Source organism: Thermaerobacter sp. FW80, assembly GCF_004634385.1.
GTDB classification, from domain to species: Bacteria; Bacillota; Sulfobacillia; order Thermaerobacterales; family Thermaerobacteraceae; genus Thermaerobacter; species Thermaerobacter composti.
Genome location: NZ_CP037895.1, coordinates 1,196,711 through 1,215,094 on the forward strand (window position 1 = coordinate 1,196,711; position 18,384 = coordinate 1,215,094).

19 protein-coding genes are annotated in these 18,384 nt (G+C 71.1%); 11 read left to right on the forward strand and 8 right to left on the reverse strand.

The annotated features are described in order from the left end of the window. Window positions 1–45: 45 nt before the first annotated feature. The 11 genes from E1B22_RS05130 to E1B22_RS05180 all read left to right on the forward strand — a co-directional run bounded on the left by E1B22_RS05130 (window position 46) and on the right by E1B22_RS05180 (window position 10,714). Complete coding sequence (locus E1B22_RS05130) at window positions 46–354, forward strand: NADH-quinone oxidoreductase subunit A (protein ID WP_243123832.1); 309 nt, start codon at window positions 46–48, stop codon at window positions 352–354. Beyond that, window positions 345–926 (forward strand): NADH-quinone oxidoreductase subunit B, encoded by a 582-nt coding sequence (locus tag E1B22_RS05135; protein ID WP_135224824.1) that lies wholly within the window; start codon window positions 345–347, stop codon window positions 924–926. Before E1B22_RS05130 ends, E1B22_RS05135 begins: the two co-directional genes overlap by 10 nt. 226 nt (window positions 927–1,152) lie before the next feature. Next, a complete protein-coding gene (locus tag E1B22_RS05140) occupies window positions 1,153–1,809 on the forward strand; it encodes an NADH-quinone oxidoreductase subunit C (RefSeq protein WP_135224825.1) in 657 nt (218 codons plus the stop codon). 141 nt (window positions 1,810–1,950) lie between these two features. Then, window positions 1,951–3,126 carry an NADH-quinone oxidoreductase subunit D gene (locus E1B22_RS05145; protein WP_135224826.1) on the forward strand — a complete coding sequence of 392 codons (1,176 nt, stop codon included), beginning with the start codon at window positions 1,951–1,953 and terminating at the stop codon, window positions 3,124–3,126. After that, window positions 3,126–4,088 carry an NADH-quinone oxidoreductase subunit NuoH gene (gene nuoH, locus E1B22_RS05150; protein ID WP_135224827.1) on the forward strand — a complete coding sequence of 321 codons (963 nt, stop codon included), beginning with the start codon at window positions 3,126–3,128 and terminating at the stop codon, window positions 4,086–4,088. Before E1B22_RS05145 ends, nuoH begins: the two co-directional genes overlap by 1 nt. Before the next feature lie 16 nt (window positions 4,089–4,104). Beyond that, complete coding sequence (locus tag E1B22_RS05155; protein ID WP_135224828.1) at window positions 4,105–4,584, forward strand: NADH-quinone oxidoreductase subunit I; 480 nt, start codon at window positions 4,105–4,107, stop codon at window positions 4,582–4,584. Next, on the forward strand, window positions 4,581–5,309 hold the full coding sequence (locus E1B22_RS05160) for an NADH-quinone oxidoreductase subunit J (RefSeq protein WP_135224829.1): 729 nt from the start codon (window positions 4,581–4,583) through the stop codon (window positions 5,307–5,309). The genes E1B22_RS05155 and E1B22_RS05160 overlap by 4 nt, the downstream gene beginning before the upstream one ends. Further along, window positions 5,309–5,623 (forward strand): NADH-quinone oxidoreductase subunit NuoK, encoded by a 315-nt coding sequence (nuoK, locus tag E1B22_RS05165; RefSeq protein WP_135225966.1) that lies wholly within the window; start codon window positions 5,309–5,311, stop codon window positions 5,621–5,623. Before E1B22_RS05160 ends, nuoK begins: the two co-directional genes overlap by 1 nt. A 110-nt stretch (window positions 5,624–5,733) precedes the next feature. Further along, the gene (gene nuoL / locus E1B22_RS05170) at window positions 5,734–7,614 is read left to right on the forward strand and encodes an NADH-quinone oxidoreductase subunit L (protein ID WP_243123755.1); all 1,881 of its coding nucleotides are present in this window, start codon (window positions 5,734–5,736) and stop codon (window positions 7,612–7,614) included. Further along, entirely contained in the window at window positions 7,614–9,164 is a 1,551-nt protein-coding gene (locus E1B22_RS05175) for a NuoM family protein (RefSeq protein ID WP_135224831.1), read from the forward strand. Before nuoL ends, E1B22_RS05175 begins: the two co-directional genes overlap by 1 nt. A gap of 2 nt (window positions 9,165–9,166) precedes the next feature. After that, window positions 9,167–10,714, forward strand: coding sequence for an NADH-quinone oxidoreductase subunit N (locus tag E1B22_RS05180; protein ID WP_135224832.1), 1,548 nt, complete (start codon window positions 9,167–9,169; stop codon window positions 10,712–10,714). Between the two features lie 100 nt (window positions 10,715–10,814). On the opposite strand, the gene E1B22_RS05185 is transcribed toward E1B22_RS05180, so the two are convergent. The 8 genes from E1B22_RS05185 to extP form a co-directional block, all read right to left on the reverse strand. Further along, on the reverse strand, window positions 10,815–11,240 hold the full coding sequence (locus E1B22_RS05185; RefSeq protein ID WP_135224833.1) for a universal stress protein: 426 nt from the start codon (window positions 11,238–11,240) through the stop codon (window positions 10,815–10,817). A 160-nt stretch (window positions 11,241–11,400) separates the two neighbouring features. Next, on the reverse strand, window positions 11,401–12,696 hold the full coding sequence (locus E1B22_RS05190; protein ID WP_135224834.1) for a cation:proton antiporter: 1,296 nt from the start codon (window positions 12,694–12,696) through the stop codon (window positions 11,401–11,403). 386 nt (window positions 12,697–13,082) lie between these two features. Next, window positions 13,083–13,823: a hypothetical protein gene (locus E1B22_RS05195; protein ID WP_207669922.1), complete on the reverse strand. Its 741-nt coding sequence runs from the start codon at window positions 13,821–13,823 to the stop codon at window positions 13,083–13,085. 256 nt (window positions 13,824–14,079) lie between these two features. After that, window positions 14,080–15,120: a cytochrome c gene (locus E1B22_RS05200; protein WP_135224835.1), complete on the reverse strand. Its 1,041-nt coding sequence runs from the start codon at window positions 15,118–15,120 to the stop codon at window positions 14,080–14,082. Window positions 15,121–15,158: 38 nt separating this feature from the next. Beyond that, window positions 15,159–15,287, reverse strand: coding sequence for a hypothetical protein (locus tag E1B22_RS13690; RefSeq protein ID WP_256369299.1), 129 nt, complete (start codon window positions 15,285–15,287; stop codon window positions 15,159–15,161). A gap of 50 nt (window positions 15,288–15,337) precedes the next feature. Beyond that, the gene (locus tag E1B22_RS05205) at window positions 15,338–16,300 is read right to left on the reverse strand and encodes a ubiquinol-cytochrome c reductase iron-sulfur subunit (RefSeq protein ID WP_135224836.1); all 963 of its coding nucleotides are present in this window, start codon (window positions 16,298–16,300) and stop codon (window positions 15,338–15,340) included. A gap of 90 nt (window positions 16,301–16,390) precedes the next feature. Next, complete coding sequence (locus tag E1B22_RS05210) at window positions 16,391–17,170, reverse strand: menaquinol-cytochrome C reductase (protein ID WP_135224837.1); 780 nt, start codon at window positions 17,168–17,170, stop codon at window positions 16,391–16,393. A gap of 207 nt (window positions 17,171–17,377) precedes the next feature. Continuing rightward, window positions 17,378–18,148 (reverse strand): selenite/tellurite reduction operon b-type cytochrome ExtP, encoded by a 771-nt coding sequence (extP, locus tag E1B22_RS05215; RefSeq protein WP_135224838.1) that lies wholly within the window; start codon window positions 18,146–18,148, stop codon window positions 17,378–17,380. Window positions 18,149–18,384: the final 236 nt, after the last annotated feature.

Genomic DNA, 18,384 nt, shown 5'->3' on the forward strand with positions numbered 1-18,384 from the left:
TGGATCGACGTCCTGGTCTTCCTCGTCGCCGGGGTCACGTTCCCGATGGTCAACGTGGCCCTGAGCCGGCTGCTGCGGCGCGACTGGCGCGACCCCAGCAAGCTGACCACCTACGAGACGGGGATTCGCCCCTACGGCGACGCCCGCGTGCGCTACAGCATCCACTACTACGTCTTCGCCCTGATCTTCCTGGTGTTCGACGTCGAGGTGGTCTTCCTCTACCCGTGGGCCGTGCGGTTCCGCGAGCTGGCCCAGATGGGGCCCTTTGCCTTCGTGGAGATGGCCGTGTTCATCGGGATGCTGACGGTGGGCCTGGTCTACGCGTGGAAGAAGAAGGTGTTACGATGGGCGTGAGCAACCCGCGGGTCACGGGCCCGTCGGGCATCACCCTGGCCGACGTGGCCTGGGACGAGACGGATCCCGACCGCCTGATCGACCGCGCCGCGGAGCGCCTGCCGGGCGTGTGGGAGTACCTGCCCGGGGTCATCACCACGAACCTGCAGACCCTGGTCAACTGGGGTCGCAAGAACTCGCTCTGGTACCTCTTGTTCGGGATCGCGTGCTGCGCCATCGAGATGATGGCGGCGGGCGCCTCGCGCATCGACCTGGACCGGCTCGGCTCGGTGTTCCGGGCCTCGCCGCGCCAGGCCGACCTGATGATCGTGGCGGGCACGGTCACGGAGAAGATGGCGCCGGTGATCAAGACGCTGTACGACCAGATGGCGGAGCCCAAGTACGTGATCGCCATGGGGGCCTGCGCCTCCAACGGCGGGCCGTACTACCAGGGCTACAACGTGGTGGACGGCGTCGACAAGATCGTCCCCGTCGACGTGTACGTGGCCGGCTGCCCGCCGCGGCCGGAGGCGTTGATCTACGCCATCATGAAACTGCAGGACAAGGTGGCCCGGGCGAACCTGCCGGCCTGACCAGCGGAAGACGGCGCAGCCCCGCGGGGAGCGGGGCTGGCGTTTGCCTGGGCGCCGTGACGCGTCGCGCCGGGAGCCCGGGAGCAGGCGCGTTGGGACGCCGGCGGGCCGACGTCGGCCGCGGCGGCGCCCCTGCGCCCGATGGGCCCCATGGCAAGCCGGCCCCGTCGGCCGCGGGCCGCGAGGACGCCACCAGACCGCGCCGGAACGATGGGGGGGAAGACCTGTGGCGGAACGCTCCGAGGCGGCGCCCGGGCAAGCCGGGGATGACCGCCCGATCCACATCCACCAGGACGACAAGCCCCTGCTGGAGGCCCTGCCCCTGCCGGCCGAGGGCACGTTCGTGGACCCCAAGGCGAAGAAGAAGGCGGCGGCCGAGGGCGCGGCGGAGGAACCGGCCACCGACCCCGTGGTAGCCCGTCTGCGCGAGGCCTTCCCGGACGTGGACTTCGAGCCCGTGGCGGCCACGGCCGACGGCTGCCCCATCGTCACCGTGCCGGTGGACCGGTGGCTCGAGGTGGCCCGGTTCCTCCGCGACGACCCGCAGCTCGGCTTCGACTACCTCTCGGACCTGTGCGGCGTCGACTACAAGGACGCGCTGCAGGTGGTGTACCAGCTGCGGGGCGTGGGGCACCGCCGGCGGCTGACGGTCAAGGTCAACGTGGGCAAGGACCACCCCGAGGTCCCCAGCGTGGTCGAGGTCTGGCCCGGCGCCGGGTGGCACGAGCGGGAGGCCTTCGACATGTTCGGGATCCGCTTCCGCGGCCACCCGGACCTGCGGCGGATCCTGATGCCGCCCTGGACGCCCGACGACGTCTTCCCGTTGCGCAAGGACTTCGTCGACCGGCGGCCCAAGCGGGAGCGCAAGGTGCGTCCGCGGTGAGGGCGCGCCGCGGGACGGCGCGGAGGGAGTCGGGCGCGCCGGGGGGAGGCGAGCGGCGCGGACGGGACCCCCGGTGCCTGCCCGAGGGCGGGCGATGGGGCGACGGTGGGGAGCGGGTGGACGGAAGGCGAGGTGAGGGCCGTGAGCCTGACGCAGGAGCCGGTGCAGCCGCTGGAGCTGGATCCGCGCCTGGGCGACCGGGTGCGGGTCGAGGCCCTGGACGGCGGGCGCCAGACCATGACCATGAGCATGGGGCCGCAGCACCCCAGCACCCACGGCGTGCTGCGGGTGGTGCTCACCCTGGACGGCGAGCGGGTGGTCGACGCGCAGCCGGACATCGGCTACCTGCACCGGAACTGGGAGAAGATCGCCGAGTACATGACGTATGCGATGACGGTCCCCTTCTCGGACCGCAACGACTACCTGGCCGCCATCACCAACGAGCTCGCGCTGGTGCAGGCGGTGGAGAAGCTGACGGGCATCGAGGTCCCCGAGCGCGCCCAGATCCTGCGCGTGATCTTCTCCGAGCTGCAGCGGATCACCAGCCACCTGCTGTGGTTCGGCACCTTCGGGCTAGACATGGGGGCGGTGACGCCCTTCCTGCACGCCTTCACGGCGCGCGAGTACTGCTACAAGCTGTTCGAGCGGGCCACCGGGGCGCGGTTCCTGTACGGATATCTGCGCATCGGCGGCATGCGCAATGACGTCCCCGACGGGTGGCTCGACGACCTGCTCGCCTTCCTCGACCAGCTGGAGCGCACCTACTGGCCGGAGTTCATGCGGCTGCTCATCGACAACGCCATCTTCGTCCGCCGGACCAAGGGGATCGGCGTGCTCAAGCCGGAGGTGGCCATCGCCTACGGGGCCAGCGGACCGGTCCTGCGCGGCTCGGGCGTCAAGTACGACGTCCGCAAGGTGGACAACTACCTGCCCTATGATCGGTTCGAGTTCGACGTCCCGGTGGGCGAGAACGGCGACGTCTACGACCGGGCCGTGGTGCGCATGTACGAGATGCTGGAGAGCGCGAAGATCATCCGCCAGGCGGTCAAGGAGCTGCCCGACGGCCCGGTGATGGCCAAGGTCCCGCGGGCCATCCGCCCGTACGGCGAGGTCTACCACCGGGTGGAGGGCCCGCGCGGCGAGGTGGGCGTCTACCTGGTGGCGGCGGGGGACACCAACGCCTACCGGGCCCGCTGGCGGTCGCCCTGCTTCGTCCACCTGCAGCTGCTGCCCCTCCTGGCGCGGGGGCACCTGGTCGCCGACGTGGTGGCCATCATCGGCAGCATCGACATCGTCCTCGGGGAGGTCGACCGTTGATGCCGGAGGGGCTGGTGGCGGTGCTGTGGGCCATCCTCAAGGCGACCATCGCCCTCGCCTTCATCGGGCTCAACTTCATGTTCCTCGTGTGGCTGGAGCGCAAGGTGTCGGCGCGCATCCAGTACCGCGTGGGCCCGTACCGCGTGGGCAAGCCCCACGGATGGCTGCAGCTGATCGCCGACGCCATCAAGATGTTCTCCAAGGAGGACGTGATGCCGGCCGCGGCCGATCGCTGGGTCTGGGCGGCGGCGCCGGTGGTCGTCTTCGCGCCGGCGGTGCTCTTGTTCGTCATCCTGCCCGTGGGGCCGGACTTCGGCGTGCAGCCGGACTTCAACCTGGGCCTGCTGTTCTTGAGCGCGGTCTCGTCCTTCACCCTGTTCGGCATCTTCATGGCCGGTTGGGGATCCAACAACAAGTACTCGCTGATCGGCGCCATGCGGGCCGCGGCGCAGCTCATGGCCTACGAGATCCCGCTGGTGCTGGCGGTGCTGGGCGTCGTGATGCTGGCGGGCAGCCTCAGCCTCCAGGACATCGTCGAGGCCCAGCGCACCTACTGGTTCGTGTTCCCGCAGTTCCTCGGCTTCATCGTCTTCTTGATCGCCGCCATCGCCGAGCTCAACCGCACGCCCTTCGACATGGCGGAGGCCGAGTCGGAGCTGGTGGCGGGCTACTTCACCGAGTACAGCGGCATCCGCTGGGGCATGTTCATGTTCGCCGAGTACACGAACCTGTTCACCATGTCGGCCATCGCGGCCAGCCTGTTCTTCGGTGGGTGGAACGGACCCCTGCTGCCGCCGGTGGTGTGGTTCCTGATCAAGACGTACGCCTTCGTCCTGCTGGCCATGTGGATCCGCTGGACGCTGCCGCGGATCCGCATCGACCAGCTGCTCGACCTGGGCTGGAAGTTCCTCGTGCCGGTGGGCCTGCTCAACCTGGTGATCACCGGGTTGTTCCTGGTCTGAAAGGCGGTGACGGTGGGTGAGCATCCTGGCGGAGATCTGGCAGGCGGCCAAGAGCGTGGTGATCGGGCACGCCGTCACCTGGCGATCGGCCGCCAGGCCGCCGGTGACGGTGAACTACCCCGACGAGCGGCCGGACCTGCCCAAGGGCTACCGCGGCATCCCGGTGCTGAAGACCAACCTGGAGACCGGCGAGCTCAACTGCACGGCGTGCGGGCTCTGCGCCCGCTCGTGCCCGGTCAACGTCATCGAGGTCATCGAGGAGACCGACGAGAAGGGCAAGCGCCTGCGCCGGCCCAAGGTCTTCAACATCGACATGTCGCGGTGCATGGTCTGCAACCTGTGCGTCGAGGCCTGCCCCTTCGATGCCCTGGAGATGGCGAACCACTTCGAGATCGCGGACTACTCCGTGCCCAACCTGATCTTCAACAAGGAGCAGCTGGCGGAGATCTGGAAGCAGTACGACGCCGTCCGGCTGGCCGGGGGCGAGAAGCCATGAGCGGCGGCGCCGTGATCTTCGCCATCCTGGCGGCGGTGGTGCTGCTGGGCGCCTGGCGGGTGGTGACCAGCGAGCAGATCGCCCACAGCGCCCTGTTCCTGGGGCTGACCTTCGTGGGCATGGCGGGGCTGTTCATCCTGCTGCAGGCCCCGACCTTCGCCCTGCTCCACGTGCTGGTCTACGTCGGCGCCATCCTGACCGTCGTGGTCTTCGCCATCATGCTCTCGGACCCCGAGGAGCTCCGGGGCCCCGGCGAGCTGCCGCCCGCGGAGCGGTTGCGCCGCCGCCTGCGCTCGCCGTACTACGGGTGGATCCCGGTGGTCGTGGCGGGCGTCCTGGTGGCCGTGGTGCTGGCCGGCCTGGCGGCGGCCCAGCTGCCGCGGGTGCCGCTGGGTGACCCCGTGGCCGACGACCTGCGCGCCATCGGCGGGGAGATGTTCACCCGCTACGCGGTGCCCTTCGAGGTGGCCTCGGCGGCCCTGCTGGCCGCCCTGATCGGCGCCATCGGGCTGACGCGGCGCGATGCGGCGGAGGAACGCGGCCGCACCCGCGGCCGGGTCGCGCCGGCGACCCCCGATGCCGGCGGCGGGGAGGCGTCCCCCGCCGGCCGCGGACGGCCCGCGGCGGAGCCGGCGGCATCCGGTGCGGTGTCGGGGACGCAGGGGGGCACCTCCGGCGCGGGCGCCGCGGTGGCGGCCGGGACCGCCAGGGAGGTGGGCCGGTGATGGGCGGCGTTCCGCTGATGGACTACCTGGTGGTCGGCACCCTGCTCTTCGGCCTCGGCCTCTGGGGCGCGCTGACCCGCACCAACGCCATCCGGATCCTGATGTGCATCGAGCTCATGCTCAACGCCGTGAACCTGAACCTGGTGGCGCTGAACCGGTACCTGGACCCCGGGTCGGTGGAGGGGCAGATCTTCGGCCTGTTCATCATCGCCATCGCCGCCGCGGAGGCGGCCATCGGCATCGGCATCGTGCTGATGGTGGTCCGGCGGCGCGGCGAGGTGGACATCAACAAGATCCGGTTGATGCGCGGCTGACGCGCTGGGTCGGCGGATCGCGCGGTGGGGCGGCCGACCGCCCACCGGCGTCGGCGTACCGGCGATGGGCCGATGAGGGCACGGACGGGACTGCGAGGTGAGGCGGCGTGGTGGAGTCGGCCTGGTTGATCCCGCTCTTTCCGCTGGCGGCCTTCGTCCTGACGGTGTTCGTCGGCCGCCGGCTGGGCGAACGGGCGGGCTGGATCGGCGTCGCGGGGATGCTGGCGGCGACGGCCCTGTCGCTCGGGGTGTTCCGCGATGCCGTGGCGCGGCCGGACGCCTACGAGGCCGCCTGGCGGTGGCTGGCGTTCGGTTCCTTCGCGCTGGACGTCGGCTTCCGGGTGGACAACCTGGAGGCGGCCCTGCTGCTGATGGTCTCCTTCGTCAGCCTGATGGTGCACGTCTTCTCCCTGGGCTACATGCACGGCGACGCCCGGTACAACCGGTACTTCGCCCTGATCTCCCTGTTCACCGCGGGCATGCTGGGGCTGGTGATCGCCGACAACGCCGTGTTCTGGCTGATCTGGTGGGAGATCATGGGCGCCTGCTCCTACCTGCTGATCGGCCACTGGTTCGAGGAGCGGGAGAACCAGGCGGCGGCGTACAAGGCCTTCATCACCACCCGCATCGGCGACGTGCTGATGATGGCCGGCTTCTGGTACATGTTCCAGCTGACGGGCAGCCTGCGCTTCGCCGACTGGCAGGCGTGGGTGGAGCAGCAGGCGGGCGCGGGGACGCCCGACTTCACCCGCGCGATGACCGTCGCCGCGCTGCTGATCTTCGGCGGGGCGGTGGGCAAGTCGGCCCAGGCGCCGCTGCACGTCTGGCTGCCTGACGCCATGGCCGGCCCGACCCCGGTCAGCGCCCTGATCCACGCCGCCACCATGGTCGCGGCGGGCGTGTTCCTCATCGCCCGGACCTACTTCATCTTCGCCGAGGCGCCCGCGGCGCTGGCCGTGGTGGCGTTCCTCGGCGCGTTCACCGCCTTCCTGGCGGCCACCATCGCCGTGGTCCAGACGGACATCAAGAAGGTGCTGGCCTACTCGACGGTCAGCCAGCTCGGCTACATGGTGATGGCCCTGGGCGTCGGCGGCTACAGCGCGGCCATGTTCCACCTGTGGACCCACGGCTTCTTCAAGGCGCTGCTGTTCCTGGGGTCCGGCGCGGTGATCCACGCGGTGCACACGCAGGACATGCGCGAGATGGGCGGCCTGGGCCGGAAGATGAGGCTGACGGCGCTGACCTTCATCGTCGGCACGCTGGCGCTGGCGGGCATCTGGCCCTTCTCCGGCTTCTACTCCAAGGATGAGATCCTGCTGGCCGCCTATCACTCCCGCTATCCGGTGCTGTTCTGGGTCGGTGCCGTGACGGCGGGCCTGACCGCCTTCTACATGACGCGGGCCGTGGTGCTGACCTTCTTCGGCAGGCCGCGGGACGAGCAGCGGTTCGCCCATGCCCACGAGGGCGGGCCGGAGCTGCGCTGGCCGCTGGTGCTGCTGGCCATCCCCGCCTTCGCCGCCGGCTTCCTGGCGCCGGCGCTGTTCGGTGCGCCGGTCCACGAGTTCATCACCTTCGGGGAGCACCAGGCCGCCCACGAGCCGGAGTCGCTGGTGGTCCTGACGGGCACGCTGTTCGCCGTGGCGGGCATCCTGCTGGGGATCGTCGTCTACGGGCTGGGGTGGATCTCGCCGGCGACGCTGCGCAGCGCCCTGGCGACGCCCTACTTCGTCCTCCAGGAGAAGTGGTTCTTCGACCGGGCCTATGAGGTCGTGGTGCTGGCCGGTTCGTCCTGGGTCGCGCGGCTGGCGGCCGGGTTCGATCGGCTGGTGATCGACGGGATCGTCAACGGGGTGGCCGGGTTGGTGGCCGGCGTGGGCGAGGTGGTGCGGCGCTGGTCCACCGGCCTGGTCCAGGGGTACATGCTCACCCTGTTCGCCGGGGTGGTGCTGCTGGCGCTGCTGATCCTGCAACGGACGGGAGGCCTGTGGTGATGTCCGCGTCGCTGCCCTACCTGAGCCTGATCCTGGGGGTGCCGGCGGCGGGCGCGCTGCTGACCCTGCTGATCCCGCGCGAGAACCACCGGGCCATTCGCCTGGTGGGCACCGTGGCGATGGCGGTGCCGCTGCTGCTGGTGGCCGCGGTGTGGGCCGGGTTCGACCCGGCGGCCGGCGGACCCCAGTTCGTGGAGCGCTACCGCTGGATCCCCACCCTGGGCGCCTGGTACTACCTGGGCGTCGACGGCCTGTCGCTGCCGCTGGTCGCCTTGACCGCGCTGATCGCCCCCATCGCGGCGCTGGCCTCCTGGGGCATCGAGGTGCGGGTCAAGGAGTACTGGGTGCTGCTGGGGCTCCTGGTCACCGGGATCTTTGGCGTGTTCCTGGCCCTGGACTACCTGCTGTTCTACGTGTTCTTCGAGCTGTCGCTGATCCCGATGTACTTCCTCATCGGGGTCTGGGGCGGCCCGCGGCGGGACTACGCGTCGCTGAAGTTTTTCATCTACACGCTGGTGGGCAGCATCGTGCTGATCGTCGGCATCCTCGCACTCTACCTGCTCACCGGCGCCAGCACCTTCGACATGGTGGAGCTGGCGCGGCGCGCCCCGGCGGCGGTGCCCGAGGCCCTCAAGCTGCCCCTGTTCCTGCTGCTCTTCGTCGGGTTCGCCATCAAGACGCCCATGTGGCCCGTCCATACGTGGCTTCCCGACGCCCACGTCGAGGCGCCGACGCCCATCAGCGTGATCCTGGCGGCGGTGCTGCTGAAGCTGGGCACCTACGGCATGATGCGGATCACGTGGCCGACGCTGCCCGACGTGGCCCGCGACCTGGCCGGCGCGCTGGCGACGCTGGCCGTGATCGCCATCCTCTATGGCGCCTTCACCGCCCTGGGGCAGCGGGACTTCAAGCGGCTGGTGGCCTACTCCTCGGTCAGCCAGATGGGGTTCGTGGTGCTGGCGCTGGCGGCGGCCGCCGCGGCGCCGGGGGTCGCCCAGGCCGCCCAGCTGGCGGGGCGCGACCCCCAGGTGATCCTGGAGGCGGGGCAGTCCGCCACCATGGCGGCGGTCTTCATGATGGTGGCCCACGGGCTGGCGTCGGCGCTGCTGTTCCTGCTGGTCGGCTTCTGGTACGACCGCACCCACACCCGGGACTTCGACCGGCTGGGCGGCATGTTCCGCACCACGCCGGTGGGGGCCACCTTCCTGGGCATCGCCGCCTTCGCCAACCTGGGCCTGCCCGGGTTCAGCACCTTCATCGGCGAGTTCTTCACGCTGATGGGCACGCTGCCGGTGTTCCCCACCGCGGTCTACGTCGCCCTGGTCGGGCTGGTCGGGGCGGCGATGTACAACCTGACCATGCTGCAGCGGGTGACCATGGGCGCTCCGAGGCCCGAGTGGAGCGGCCTCCCTGACGTCACGCCGCGGGAGTTGGCGACCTTCGTGCCGCTGGTGGCGGCCATGCTGCTGCTGGGGTGGATGCCCGGCCTGTTGACCCAGGTGCTGAGCACGCCCGTCGCCCAGTTCGTCGCCAAGTTGGGAGGGATGTGAGCATGCCGGTGCTGTCGGCCGGGGAACTGATCTATCTCCTGCCCGAGATCGTGCTGGCCGTGACGGCCATGGTCCTCCTGCTGGCCGACGCCTTCGCCGGCGGGCGCGACGAGGCGGCGGGGCAGGGCGGTGAGACCGGCGCGGCGGCCCCGGGGACGGCCGCAGGGCGCCGCGACTGGATCGGCTACCTGGCCGTGCTCGGCGTCGTCGTGGCGATGATCGTCATCCGCCGCGACGTCGCCCAGCCGGGTCCCATCCTGGGCGGCATGGTGTCCAGCGACGGTTACGCCGCGTTCTTCAAGGCGGTGTTCTTGATCGCCACCGCACTGGTGGCGCTGCTGTCCATCGACTACGTGGCCCAGCGCGGCATCGCCCCGGGCGAGTACTTCAGCCTGCTGCTGTTGGCGACCACCGGGGCCCTGTTCATGGCGGGGGCGGCCAACCTGCTGACCTTCTACCTGGGGCTGGAGCTGCTGTCGCTGAGCTCCTACGCCCTGGCGGGGCTGATGCGCACCGACCCGCGCTCCCAGGAGGCGGCGCTGAAGTACTTCCTCAACGGGGCCTTGAGCTCGGGCATCCTGCTCTTCGGCGTCTCGCTGGTGTACGGTGCCACGGGCACCTTCGACCTGGTCGAGCTGGCGCGCCAGGTCGGTCAGGTGCTGCAGGGCGAGGCGGCCGCCGCCGTGCCGGTGCCGATGTTGGCCCTGGGGGTCGCCTTCCTGCTGGCGGGGCTGGCCTTCAAGGCCGGCGCCGTGCCCTTCCACCTCTGGCTGCCGGATGCCTACCAGGGCGCACCCACGCCCATCACCGCCTATCTGGCGGTGGTGTCGGAGGGCGCGGCGTTCGCAGCCATCCTGCGGGTGTTCTACGGCGGGATGGGCGGAGCCCAGGAGGCTTGGCAGACCGCCTTCGTCGTCCTGGCCGTGCTGACGATGACGGTGGCCAACGTGGCGGCGCTCCGGCAGACCGACGTCAAGCGGCTCATGGCCTATTCGTCCATCGCCCAGGCGGGATACATCCTGGCGGCCGTGGCGGCGGCGTCGGAGCTCGGCCGGACCGCCGTGCTGTACTACGTGATGGCCTACACCTTCATGAACGTCGGCGCCTTCGCCGTGATCACCGCGCTGCAGGTGCACGGCGAGGGCCGCACGGTGCAGGACTTCACCGGGCTCGCTCGCCGGGAGCCGCTGCTGGCGGCGCTGCTGGTGGTCTTCCTGGTCTCCCTGGTGGGGCTTCCGTTCACTGCGGGGTTCATGGCGAAGTTCGGCGTGTTCCGGGCGTTGGTGGCGGCCGGCAACCTGTGGCTGCCGGTGCTGGTGGCGCTCAACAGCGTGATCTCGGTCGGATACTACTACAACCTGGTGCGGCACATGTACGTGGTGCCGGCGGAGAAGGCGCCCGTGCCCGACACGGCGGTGCCGGTGCCCGCCCCGATCTGGACGGTGCTGGCGGTCTGCTTCTTCTTCACCCTGGTCCTGGGGATCTGGCCCGACGCCTTCATGCGGTGGGCCGAGGTGTCGCTGATGGCCATGGGCCGGGGCGGCATGTAGCGCCACCTTCGTCCCGCGCGGCGGCAGGGGGATGGAGGGGGATGGATGGGATGGGCCGGCCGGGGCCGGTGGGCCGGCAGGGCGGTGCCCGCCTCCCAGCTCAATGCACCACCAGCACCGCCCCGCGCCAGTGTTCCAGCACGTACCCGCTGACACTGCCCAGCAGGGCGGAGGTGACGCGCCCCAACCCGCGCCGGCCCACCACCACCAGGTCGGGGCGCTGGCGCTCGGCCTCGGCGACGATCTCGCGTCCCGGCTCGCCGCGCCGGAGGACCGTCTCCACAGGCGGCCGCGGTTCGCCGAGACGCCGGGTCGCCGCGTCCAGGATGGATCGCCCCAGGCGCTCCGACGACTCCTCCAGGTAGCGGTACACCGCATCGGGGCCGACGAACAGGTCGCCGCTCATCCCGGGAACGCAGTGCACCAGCACCAGCCGCGCCCCCTGGCGGCCCTGGACGAGCCGGGCGGCCAGCTCGAGGGCGCGGCCCGAGGGCGGGGAACCGTCGACCGCGACCAAGAGCTTCATTGCCATGACCTCCTTCATCACGCCGGTAGGCCGCGTGCGGTGGCCGCGCCGAAGGGCGAGGGGGACGGGAGCGACGGTGCGCCTGGCGCTCCGTCGCGGCCCCGTTTCGGACTTCGGTCTCGCCGCCGGGAAGTTGGGCACACCCGCCGCTCGCGCTCCCTCAATCGGCCTCGCCGGACCGGGCTCCCGGCACCGGCTGATAGGCGGCGGCCCCCGAGGGCGAATCGGGCGCACGGCCGAAGGACCAGCGCAAGAGGACGGGTGTGACCAGGGTCGTGAACAGGGTCATGACCACCATGACGGAGAACACGGGTTGCGAGATCACGCCCTCCTGCAAGCCGATGCCGGCCACGATCAACGCCACCTCGCCCCGGCTGACCATCCCGATGCCAACCCGGAGGGCTTCGATCCAGCGGAAGCCGAAGGGACGGACGCCGAGGCTGGAGCCGATGACCTTGCCGAGGACGGCGGCCGCCAGGATCAGGATGAGGAAGCCGGCGCCGCTTTCGGCCACGGCCGCCACCACGTCGCTCTCCAACCCGATGTTGACGAAGAAGATGGGGACGAAGAAGCCGTAGGCCAGGACGGCCAGCCGCTCTTCCACGTGGTGCTTGAGATCGGGATGCAAGGTCAACATCACGCCGGCCATGTACGAGCCCGTGATGGCGGCGACGCCGCCGAGCTCTTCCGCGGCGACGGCCATGAGCAGCCCGGCCACCAGGGCCACGGCGAAGAGCGGCTCCGTCCCAGGCCAGCGGGCGGCCGCGCGGAGCACCGGCGGCAGCAGCCAGCGGCCGACGGCGAGGGCGGCCAGGAAGAAGGCTGCCATGCGCAGGACGATGGGGAGCAGCGTCGCGATCCCCGCCGCGCCGGCGCCGGGTGCGGTGCCGGGACCCTCGCCCAGGCCGGCCTGGTGGAGGGCGACCACGACGGACAGGATGACGATGCCCATCACGTCGTCGATCACGGCGGAGCCCAGGATCGTCGTGCCTTCCCGGGAGCGCAGGCGCCCGAGCTCCAGCAGGGTCTGGGCGGTGATGCTGACGGAGGTGGCGGTGAGGATGGTCCCGATGAACACGCTCTCGTAGGTGGGGAAGCCGAAGGCGAGCGCCACCCCGGTGCCGGCCAGGAAGGGCAGGGCGACGCCGCCGACCGCCCCGAAGAAGGCCGCGGTGCCCACCTTGCGCATCTCCGTCAGGTCCGTCTCCAGACCGGCCAGGAACATCAGGAAGATGACGCCGAGCTCGGCCAGGTCGCGGACCAGCTGCTCGAGGTAGTGGGGGTCGGTGAAGACCGGCCAGTGCAGGATGTCCAACAGCGAGGGCCCCAGCAGGATGCCGACCAACAACTCGCCGAACACGGCGGGCTGGCCCAGGCGCTTGGAGAGGGCCCCGGCGCCCTTGGCGGCGAGGATCACCACGGCGAGCAGCAAGGCCACTTGCAGGAACGAAGGCATGTCCCACCTCGTCCTCCTTGCAGCGCGCGGCGGCTCCGGGCGGTGAGGCCCATCCGACGCGCCCCCCCCCCCCCCCCCCCCTCCGGCACGCCCGGCCCCCGGGGCACGGCGCACGCGGGGCATGGGGCATGCGGGCGGTGCTTGCCAGGCCCACCCGATCCGCGGCCGGCCTCACGCCCGACGGATCCGGGGGAACGCTCCCAGGGGCTTCGGGGCTTCCCCGACGGGATCCCCACGTCGCGGCCCGCGACCGCAGTGGTGGCTCGGCTTCCCCTGTCCCGGCATCGCAGCCGCGCTGCAGCGCCGGCGCCGGTGCTGCGCCTGCAGGTTCGGCTGCCCCTGGGATGGCCCTGGAGCCGCACACCACCGCCGCCCTCGGTTGCCTCTCAGCGCCGGCGCCGGTGCTGCGCCTGCAGGGCCCGCCGGTCATGCCAGGCGGCCAGGGCCGCGTGCAGGCTGCCGCGGACGCGGGTTGCCGCGCTGCGTTCGTCCAACAACTTGACGAGATGTTCCGGGTTCACCTGCCACACGCCGTACTCCAGCAGAGGACCGTGGACGGGGCGACGCGTGAGCACCAGCACCGGTGCGGGCTCGGCCGGCCACCGCACGCCGGCCGCCGCCAGCTCTGCGCTCAGGATCCGGCTCTCCGCCACCAGGCGATCGGCGGCGGCCACCAGCCGCTTGCGCGCCGCCTTGGGGCGGGCGGAGGCCGACACGTCCAGCGTGCCGATCACCCAGGCCCGGTCCGCGGTCGCCACCAGCACCTCCGCCCCGCCGCGCCCGCGATGGGCGGCGCCGGGGATGGCCACCTTGACGAACCCGCCGGACAGTCGTTCCAGCGCCTCGAACAGCCGGCGCCGGCCGTCGACGACCTGCATGGCCGTGAAGAACTGGGCGGCACACAAGCCGGCACCCACCAGGCACCAGAACCCGAACATGTCCAGGACGTTGATGCCCAGGAGGGCACGCAGCCGGAACAGGGATCCCGCACCCCACCCCAGGAGCAGGCATGCGATGGCCCAGCTCCACGGAGCCCCGGGCTGCACTGCGGGCTGGCCGATCCAGCCGGAGCGGGCCAGATCTCTGGGAACCGCCTGCATCGTGACGACCCGTCTCGGTGACGTCATGGTCGGTCCGTGCCTCCGTGCGCTCGGCAGCCACCCACGGCGGTGCTCCCTGGCGGTCGATCCCAGCGCGGGTCCAGGGGCACCGCCGCCGCGGACGAACCCGCAACCGTCCACGCCATGCCCAGGTCGAGGTGCGGCCCGCGCCGACGGCGAGCGACCGAACGGCTCTGAAGGCGAAGGCCCGGACATGGCACCAAGGGGCACCGGCCGCTCACCGGTGCCCCTTCGGACCGCGGCACCCCTGCTCTTGCGATCATCACGAACCCCCGCCGGCGCCCCCGGCGTCGCCACCGCCGCCCTGCTCCGGGCCCTGGCTGCTCACGCCGGAGGGAGCGGGGAGCGATGCGGCGTTCCGCTTCTCCACGTCGCCAAGACCCATCAGGAAGCGGGCCAGCAGGCGGATCTGCTCCGGTGACATGGCGTCCTCGTAAGGGGGCATGATGCTGCGGAACTTGTCCTGCTCCTCCCGATAGGTCTCGGTCAGGTCCACCGGCGTGCCCTGCCCGTCCCACACCGAGGGCATGCGCTCCCAGGGGGCGAAGTCCTGCGGGTTGGCGATCCACCGCTCGACGAACTCCTGGCTGGGGAGCCACTCGCCGGCCCGGGTCAGGTTGGGGCCCACGACCCCGCCGTAGCTGCCCAGGGTATGGCACTGGATGCAGTTCATCTCCACGAAGAGCTCCTTGGCCTGCTGGTTCTCCTCCTCCGTCAACCCCTTGGCCTGGACGTCCAGGTCCTGGGCGGTGACGGGTCGGGTGCGCTGCTCCTGCGCGCCGGTGTCGGGATTCTGGACGTACTCGGTCACCGTCAGCCGCGCCACCTCGGGGGCGGCGGCGTGCTTGCTGGGCTCCTGCCAGTCGCCGTACATCAGGAAGGTGACCAGGTCGCGGATCTGCTGCTCGTTGAGCGGGCCGTTGTCGGCGGTGGACCACGCCGGCATCCGGGTGTAGGAGTGGATCTTGCCGTCCTCCACCAACCAGGTATGGCTGTCGAACCCCGGGCGGCCCCGGGCGATGGTCTTGGTCAGCGAGTCCTGGATGGTGGCGACCTGCACCGGCGGCTTGCCCTCCGCCCGGAACGCGTCCCGGTTCAACGGCGGCCCGATGATGCCCTCGCCGACGGGTCCGTGGCAGACCATGCAGTTCTGGGCGTAGAGCTGGGCGCCCCGGGCGGCCTGTTCCTCCCGCGCGGCTTCGGCTGCCCCGGACATCCGCTGGCCCTCGAAGAGCCAGTAGCCCTGCAGGATCAGGATCAGGGCCCAGAGCAGGCTGAGGGCGACCACTTTCCGCTTGCTCAAGGCTGCGACTCCTTTCCGCGTGGGTGCGTGGGCGGCCTTCACTCGTCCTCGCCCGACGTCTCCAGCGGGCGGCCGGTGAACCGCTCCACGGTATCGACCGCCCAGAGGCAGAGGAAGATCGTGATCGCCACGGCGAGAAGCTCCACGGACTCGAGGACCTCGAACACGGCGGCTCACCTCCTCCTGGCCAGGGCGTCGCCGCCGAAGACGCGGGGCATCACGCCCGCGGCACCGGCGTCAGCTGGTCGGGGCTGAAGGCCGTGCGCTGCTGGACGCGGCCGGTATCCACCCACACGTTGCCCGCCTCGTCGATCTCGATGGGGAAGTAGTCCATCGGCCGCGGCGCGGGGCCGCCGATCTTCTCGCCCACCTTATTGAACTGGGAGCCGTGGCAGGGACAGCAGAAGCAGCCGCCGGCGTCCGGCCGCTCCTCCGGCTTCCACGGCACCGTGCAGCCCAGATGGGTGCAGCGCCAGTATAGGGCGATCATGCCCTCCTCGACGTGGACCAGGTAGAACTTGCCCGCGTCGATCTTGGTCACGGACCCCACCGGGAAGTTGGACGCCGGCCCGATGTTGATCTTCTGGCCGAAGAAGCCCACCTTCCGCGGCCAGAAGTAGTTGGCGAAGCTGCCGGCGAACAGCCCCAGCCACAGCAACGCCGACCCCCACAGCGCCCAGTGGAGGAAGTCGCGGCGCGTCACCGGTTCGTCCCGCCGGGCCGCTGCGCCGTGGCCGCCGGCTCGCGCCGCGGGTCGCGCAACGCCCCCTGCCGCCGTCGCGGCCGCCCCGCCACCGGCACCGCCGCCCGCAGCCTTGGCCGCAGCCGCCCGCGCGGCCGCCGCCTTGGCCGCGGCCAGCTTCTCGGGGTCGACCTTCGACGGGGTGCCCGCGCCGCGATGGCCCTGCGGACCCGCGGCGCCGGCGGCTGCAGGCCCGGTGCCCCCCGCCGGCGACCCGGCGGCCTGGCGGCCCCCGACGGACGGTGCGGCCGCCGCCGGCCGTTCCGCCCCCGACCCCGCGCCGCCGGCCGACTCCGCGCCACCGGCCGCCTCCGCGCCGCCGGAGCGGCCGGCCGAGCCCGCCGGGGCCTCACCGGCAGGCCGTGCATCCTTGGTATCAGGCTGTCCCGCGCCGGCTCCGCCTTCCGACTCGGGACCCCGTTCCCGATCGTCGGCCATGCTCCCGATCCCTCCAACGTCCAGCATCGTACGCAGCCGGATGGACCGGCCGCAAGCGGCCGAACCGCGCCCTCTCCCCGCGGACTCCCCTCAGTGGGGCGGCTCGAGCTGCCACGGCCACACCAGGTGCAGGCTCTCGCCCCGGAAGCCCGTACCGATGATGGTCAGCACGACGTAGGAGGCGACGAAGACCGTGAACAGCGCGATGATGGTCTCGCGGGTATTGGCCTGGTACCGCTTGCGGACGATGGCGGCCAGCACGCCGGGCACCGCCGCCATGACGATCAGCGGGATCACCACCCCGGCGATCCACTCGACGAGCTGCGCCTGGGCGTGGATCGCCTCCGGGCTCATGAACAGCTGCAGGACCGCGGCCACCACGCCCCGCGTGCCGATGTAGTCGACGCCGCCGACGTTGACGGCGAAGAAGGCGTCGAAGAGCACCAGCCCCACCACGATCAACGCGGTGTAGACGAAGGAGAACTTGAAGATGCGCAGGCCCTTCTCGCCCGAGAACCACACCCCGGTGTCCGACGGATCCGTGTCGATGTACGGGATGGCGGCGATCAGCACCAGCACGAGCCCCGGCACGATCACACCGGCCAGGCTGGGATGCATGTGCAGCAGCAGCTCCTGCAGGTTGAGGAAGTACCAGGGCGCCTTGGCCGGGTTCGGCGTGTGGGTCGGGTTGGCCAGGTCGAGCAGCGGCGCCTTGATCAAGATGGCGAGGATCGACAACCCGATGGTGTAGATCAGGGCGCCGACGAACTCGATGAGCAGCAGGTGCGGCCAGACGGTCACCTGCTCCTTGGGATTGGGCCGCTTGGGCTCCTCGCCGGAAGCGGCCTTGACCGGTTGCGGCTGTGCCACGGAGCTTCCCTCCTCGTGCCCTACCCGTCATGCCGCGCCTCGCGGGAACCGCGGCAGCGCGGGGCCCGGTGGGGCGCCGCCGCGCTCGTCCGGCCCGGGCCTGCAGATGGCATCGGATCGGGGCCCGGCGGAGCGGCCCCCGGACCCACCGACGGTGACCGGACCCGTCGCAGCCGATCCGCCGTCGGGCCTCGCGCCGGCGGCGCGCTAGCGGGAGAACCCGTCCTTGCGCACCCGCCAGAAGTGCATGCCCATGAACACGGCCGCCACCAGGGGCAGGGCGAAGACGTGCAGCGTGTACCACCGGATCAGGGTGTTCTGGTTGATGTCGTATCCGCCGATGAGGAGGAACTTCAGCTTGTCGCCGACGAACGGCGTGGCGCCGGCCATGTTGGTGCCCACCGTCACCGCCCAGTAGGCCAGCTGGTCCCAGGGGAGCAGGTAGCCCGTGAAGCTCATCAAGAAGGTCAGGACCAGCAGCACCACGCCGATCACCCAGTTGAACTGCCGCGGCGGCTTGTAGGCTCCGGTGTAGAACACCCGCAGCATGTGCAGGAACACCAGCAGGACCATGGCGTGGGCGGCCCAGCGGTGGATGTTGCGGAAGAACTGGCCGAAGGCGACGGTGGTCTCCAGCTCCTCGATGCTGAAGTAGGCTTGCGGCACGGCCGGAACGTAGTAGAACATGAGGAAGATGCCCGTCACCGTCAGGATGATGAACATGAAGAACGACGTGCCGCCGAGCCCGAAGGTGTAGCGGAACGTCAGGGCCTGACGGCTGATGCGGCCCGGGTGCAGGTGGAGGAAGAGGCTGTTCAAGACGGCCAGCCCGCGGGTGCGCCGGTCCCGCGGGTAGGGGTTCATGTACATCGACTTCCAGAGGGCGCTGTTGAAGATCCAGTCGGCGAGCCGTCCGATCAGCGACTTCCGCCCCCCGGGCGCCGGCGGCTGTTGCTCCGGTGTCTGGACCCGGCTCAACGGGAAGCTCCTCCTTCCGGCCGACGAGTGTCGCCAGCCGCCCCGGGCGCCCGGTGGGGTGCGCCCTGGGGACGGGGTCCCGCCCGCCACCGGCTTCCGGGCCCTCGAGGTGGCGGCGCAGCTGCGGGGCCGGGGCGAGCTGCCAGCAACGGCCCGCGGCCGCCGGGCGGCGGCGACCGGTTGGCGGCAGGGGCCCCGCACGTCTACCACTTCACACTACACAAAGAGTCTTTCCA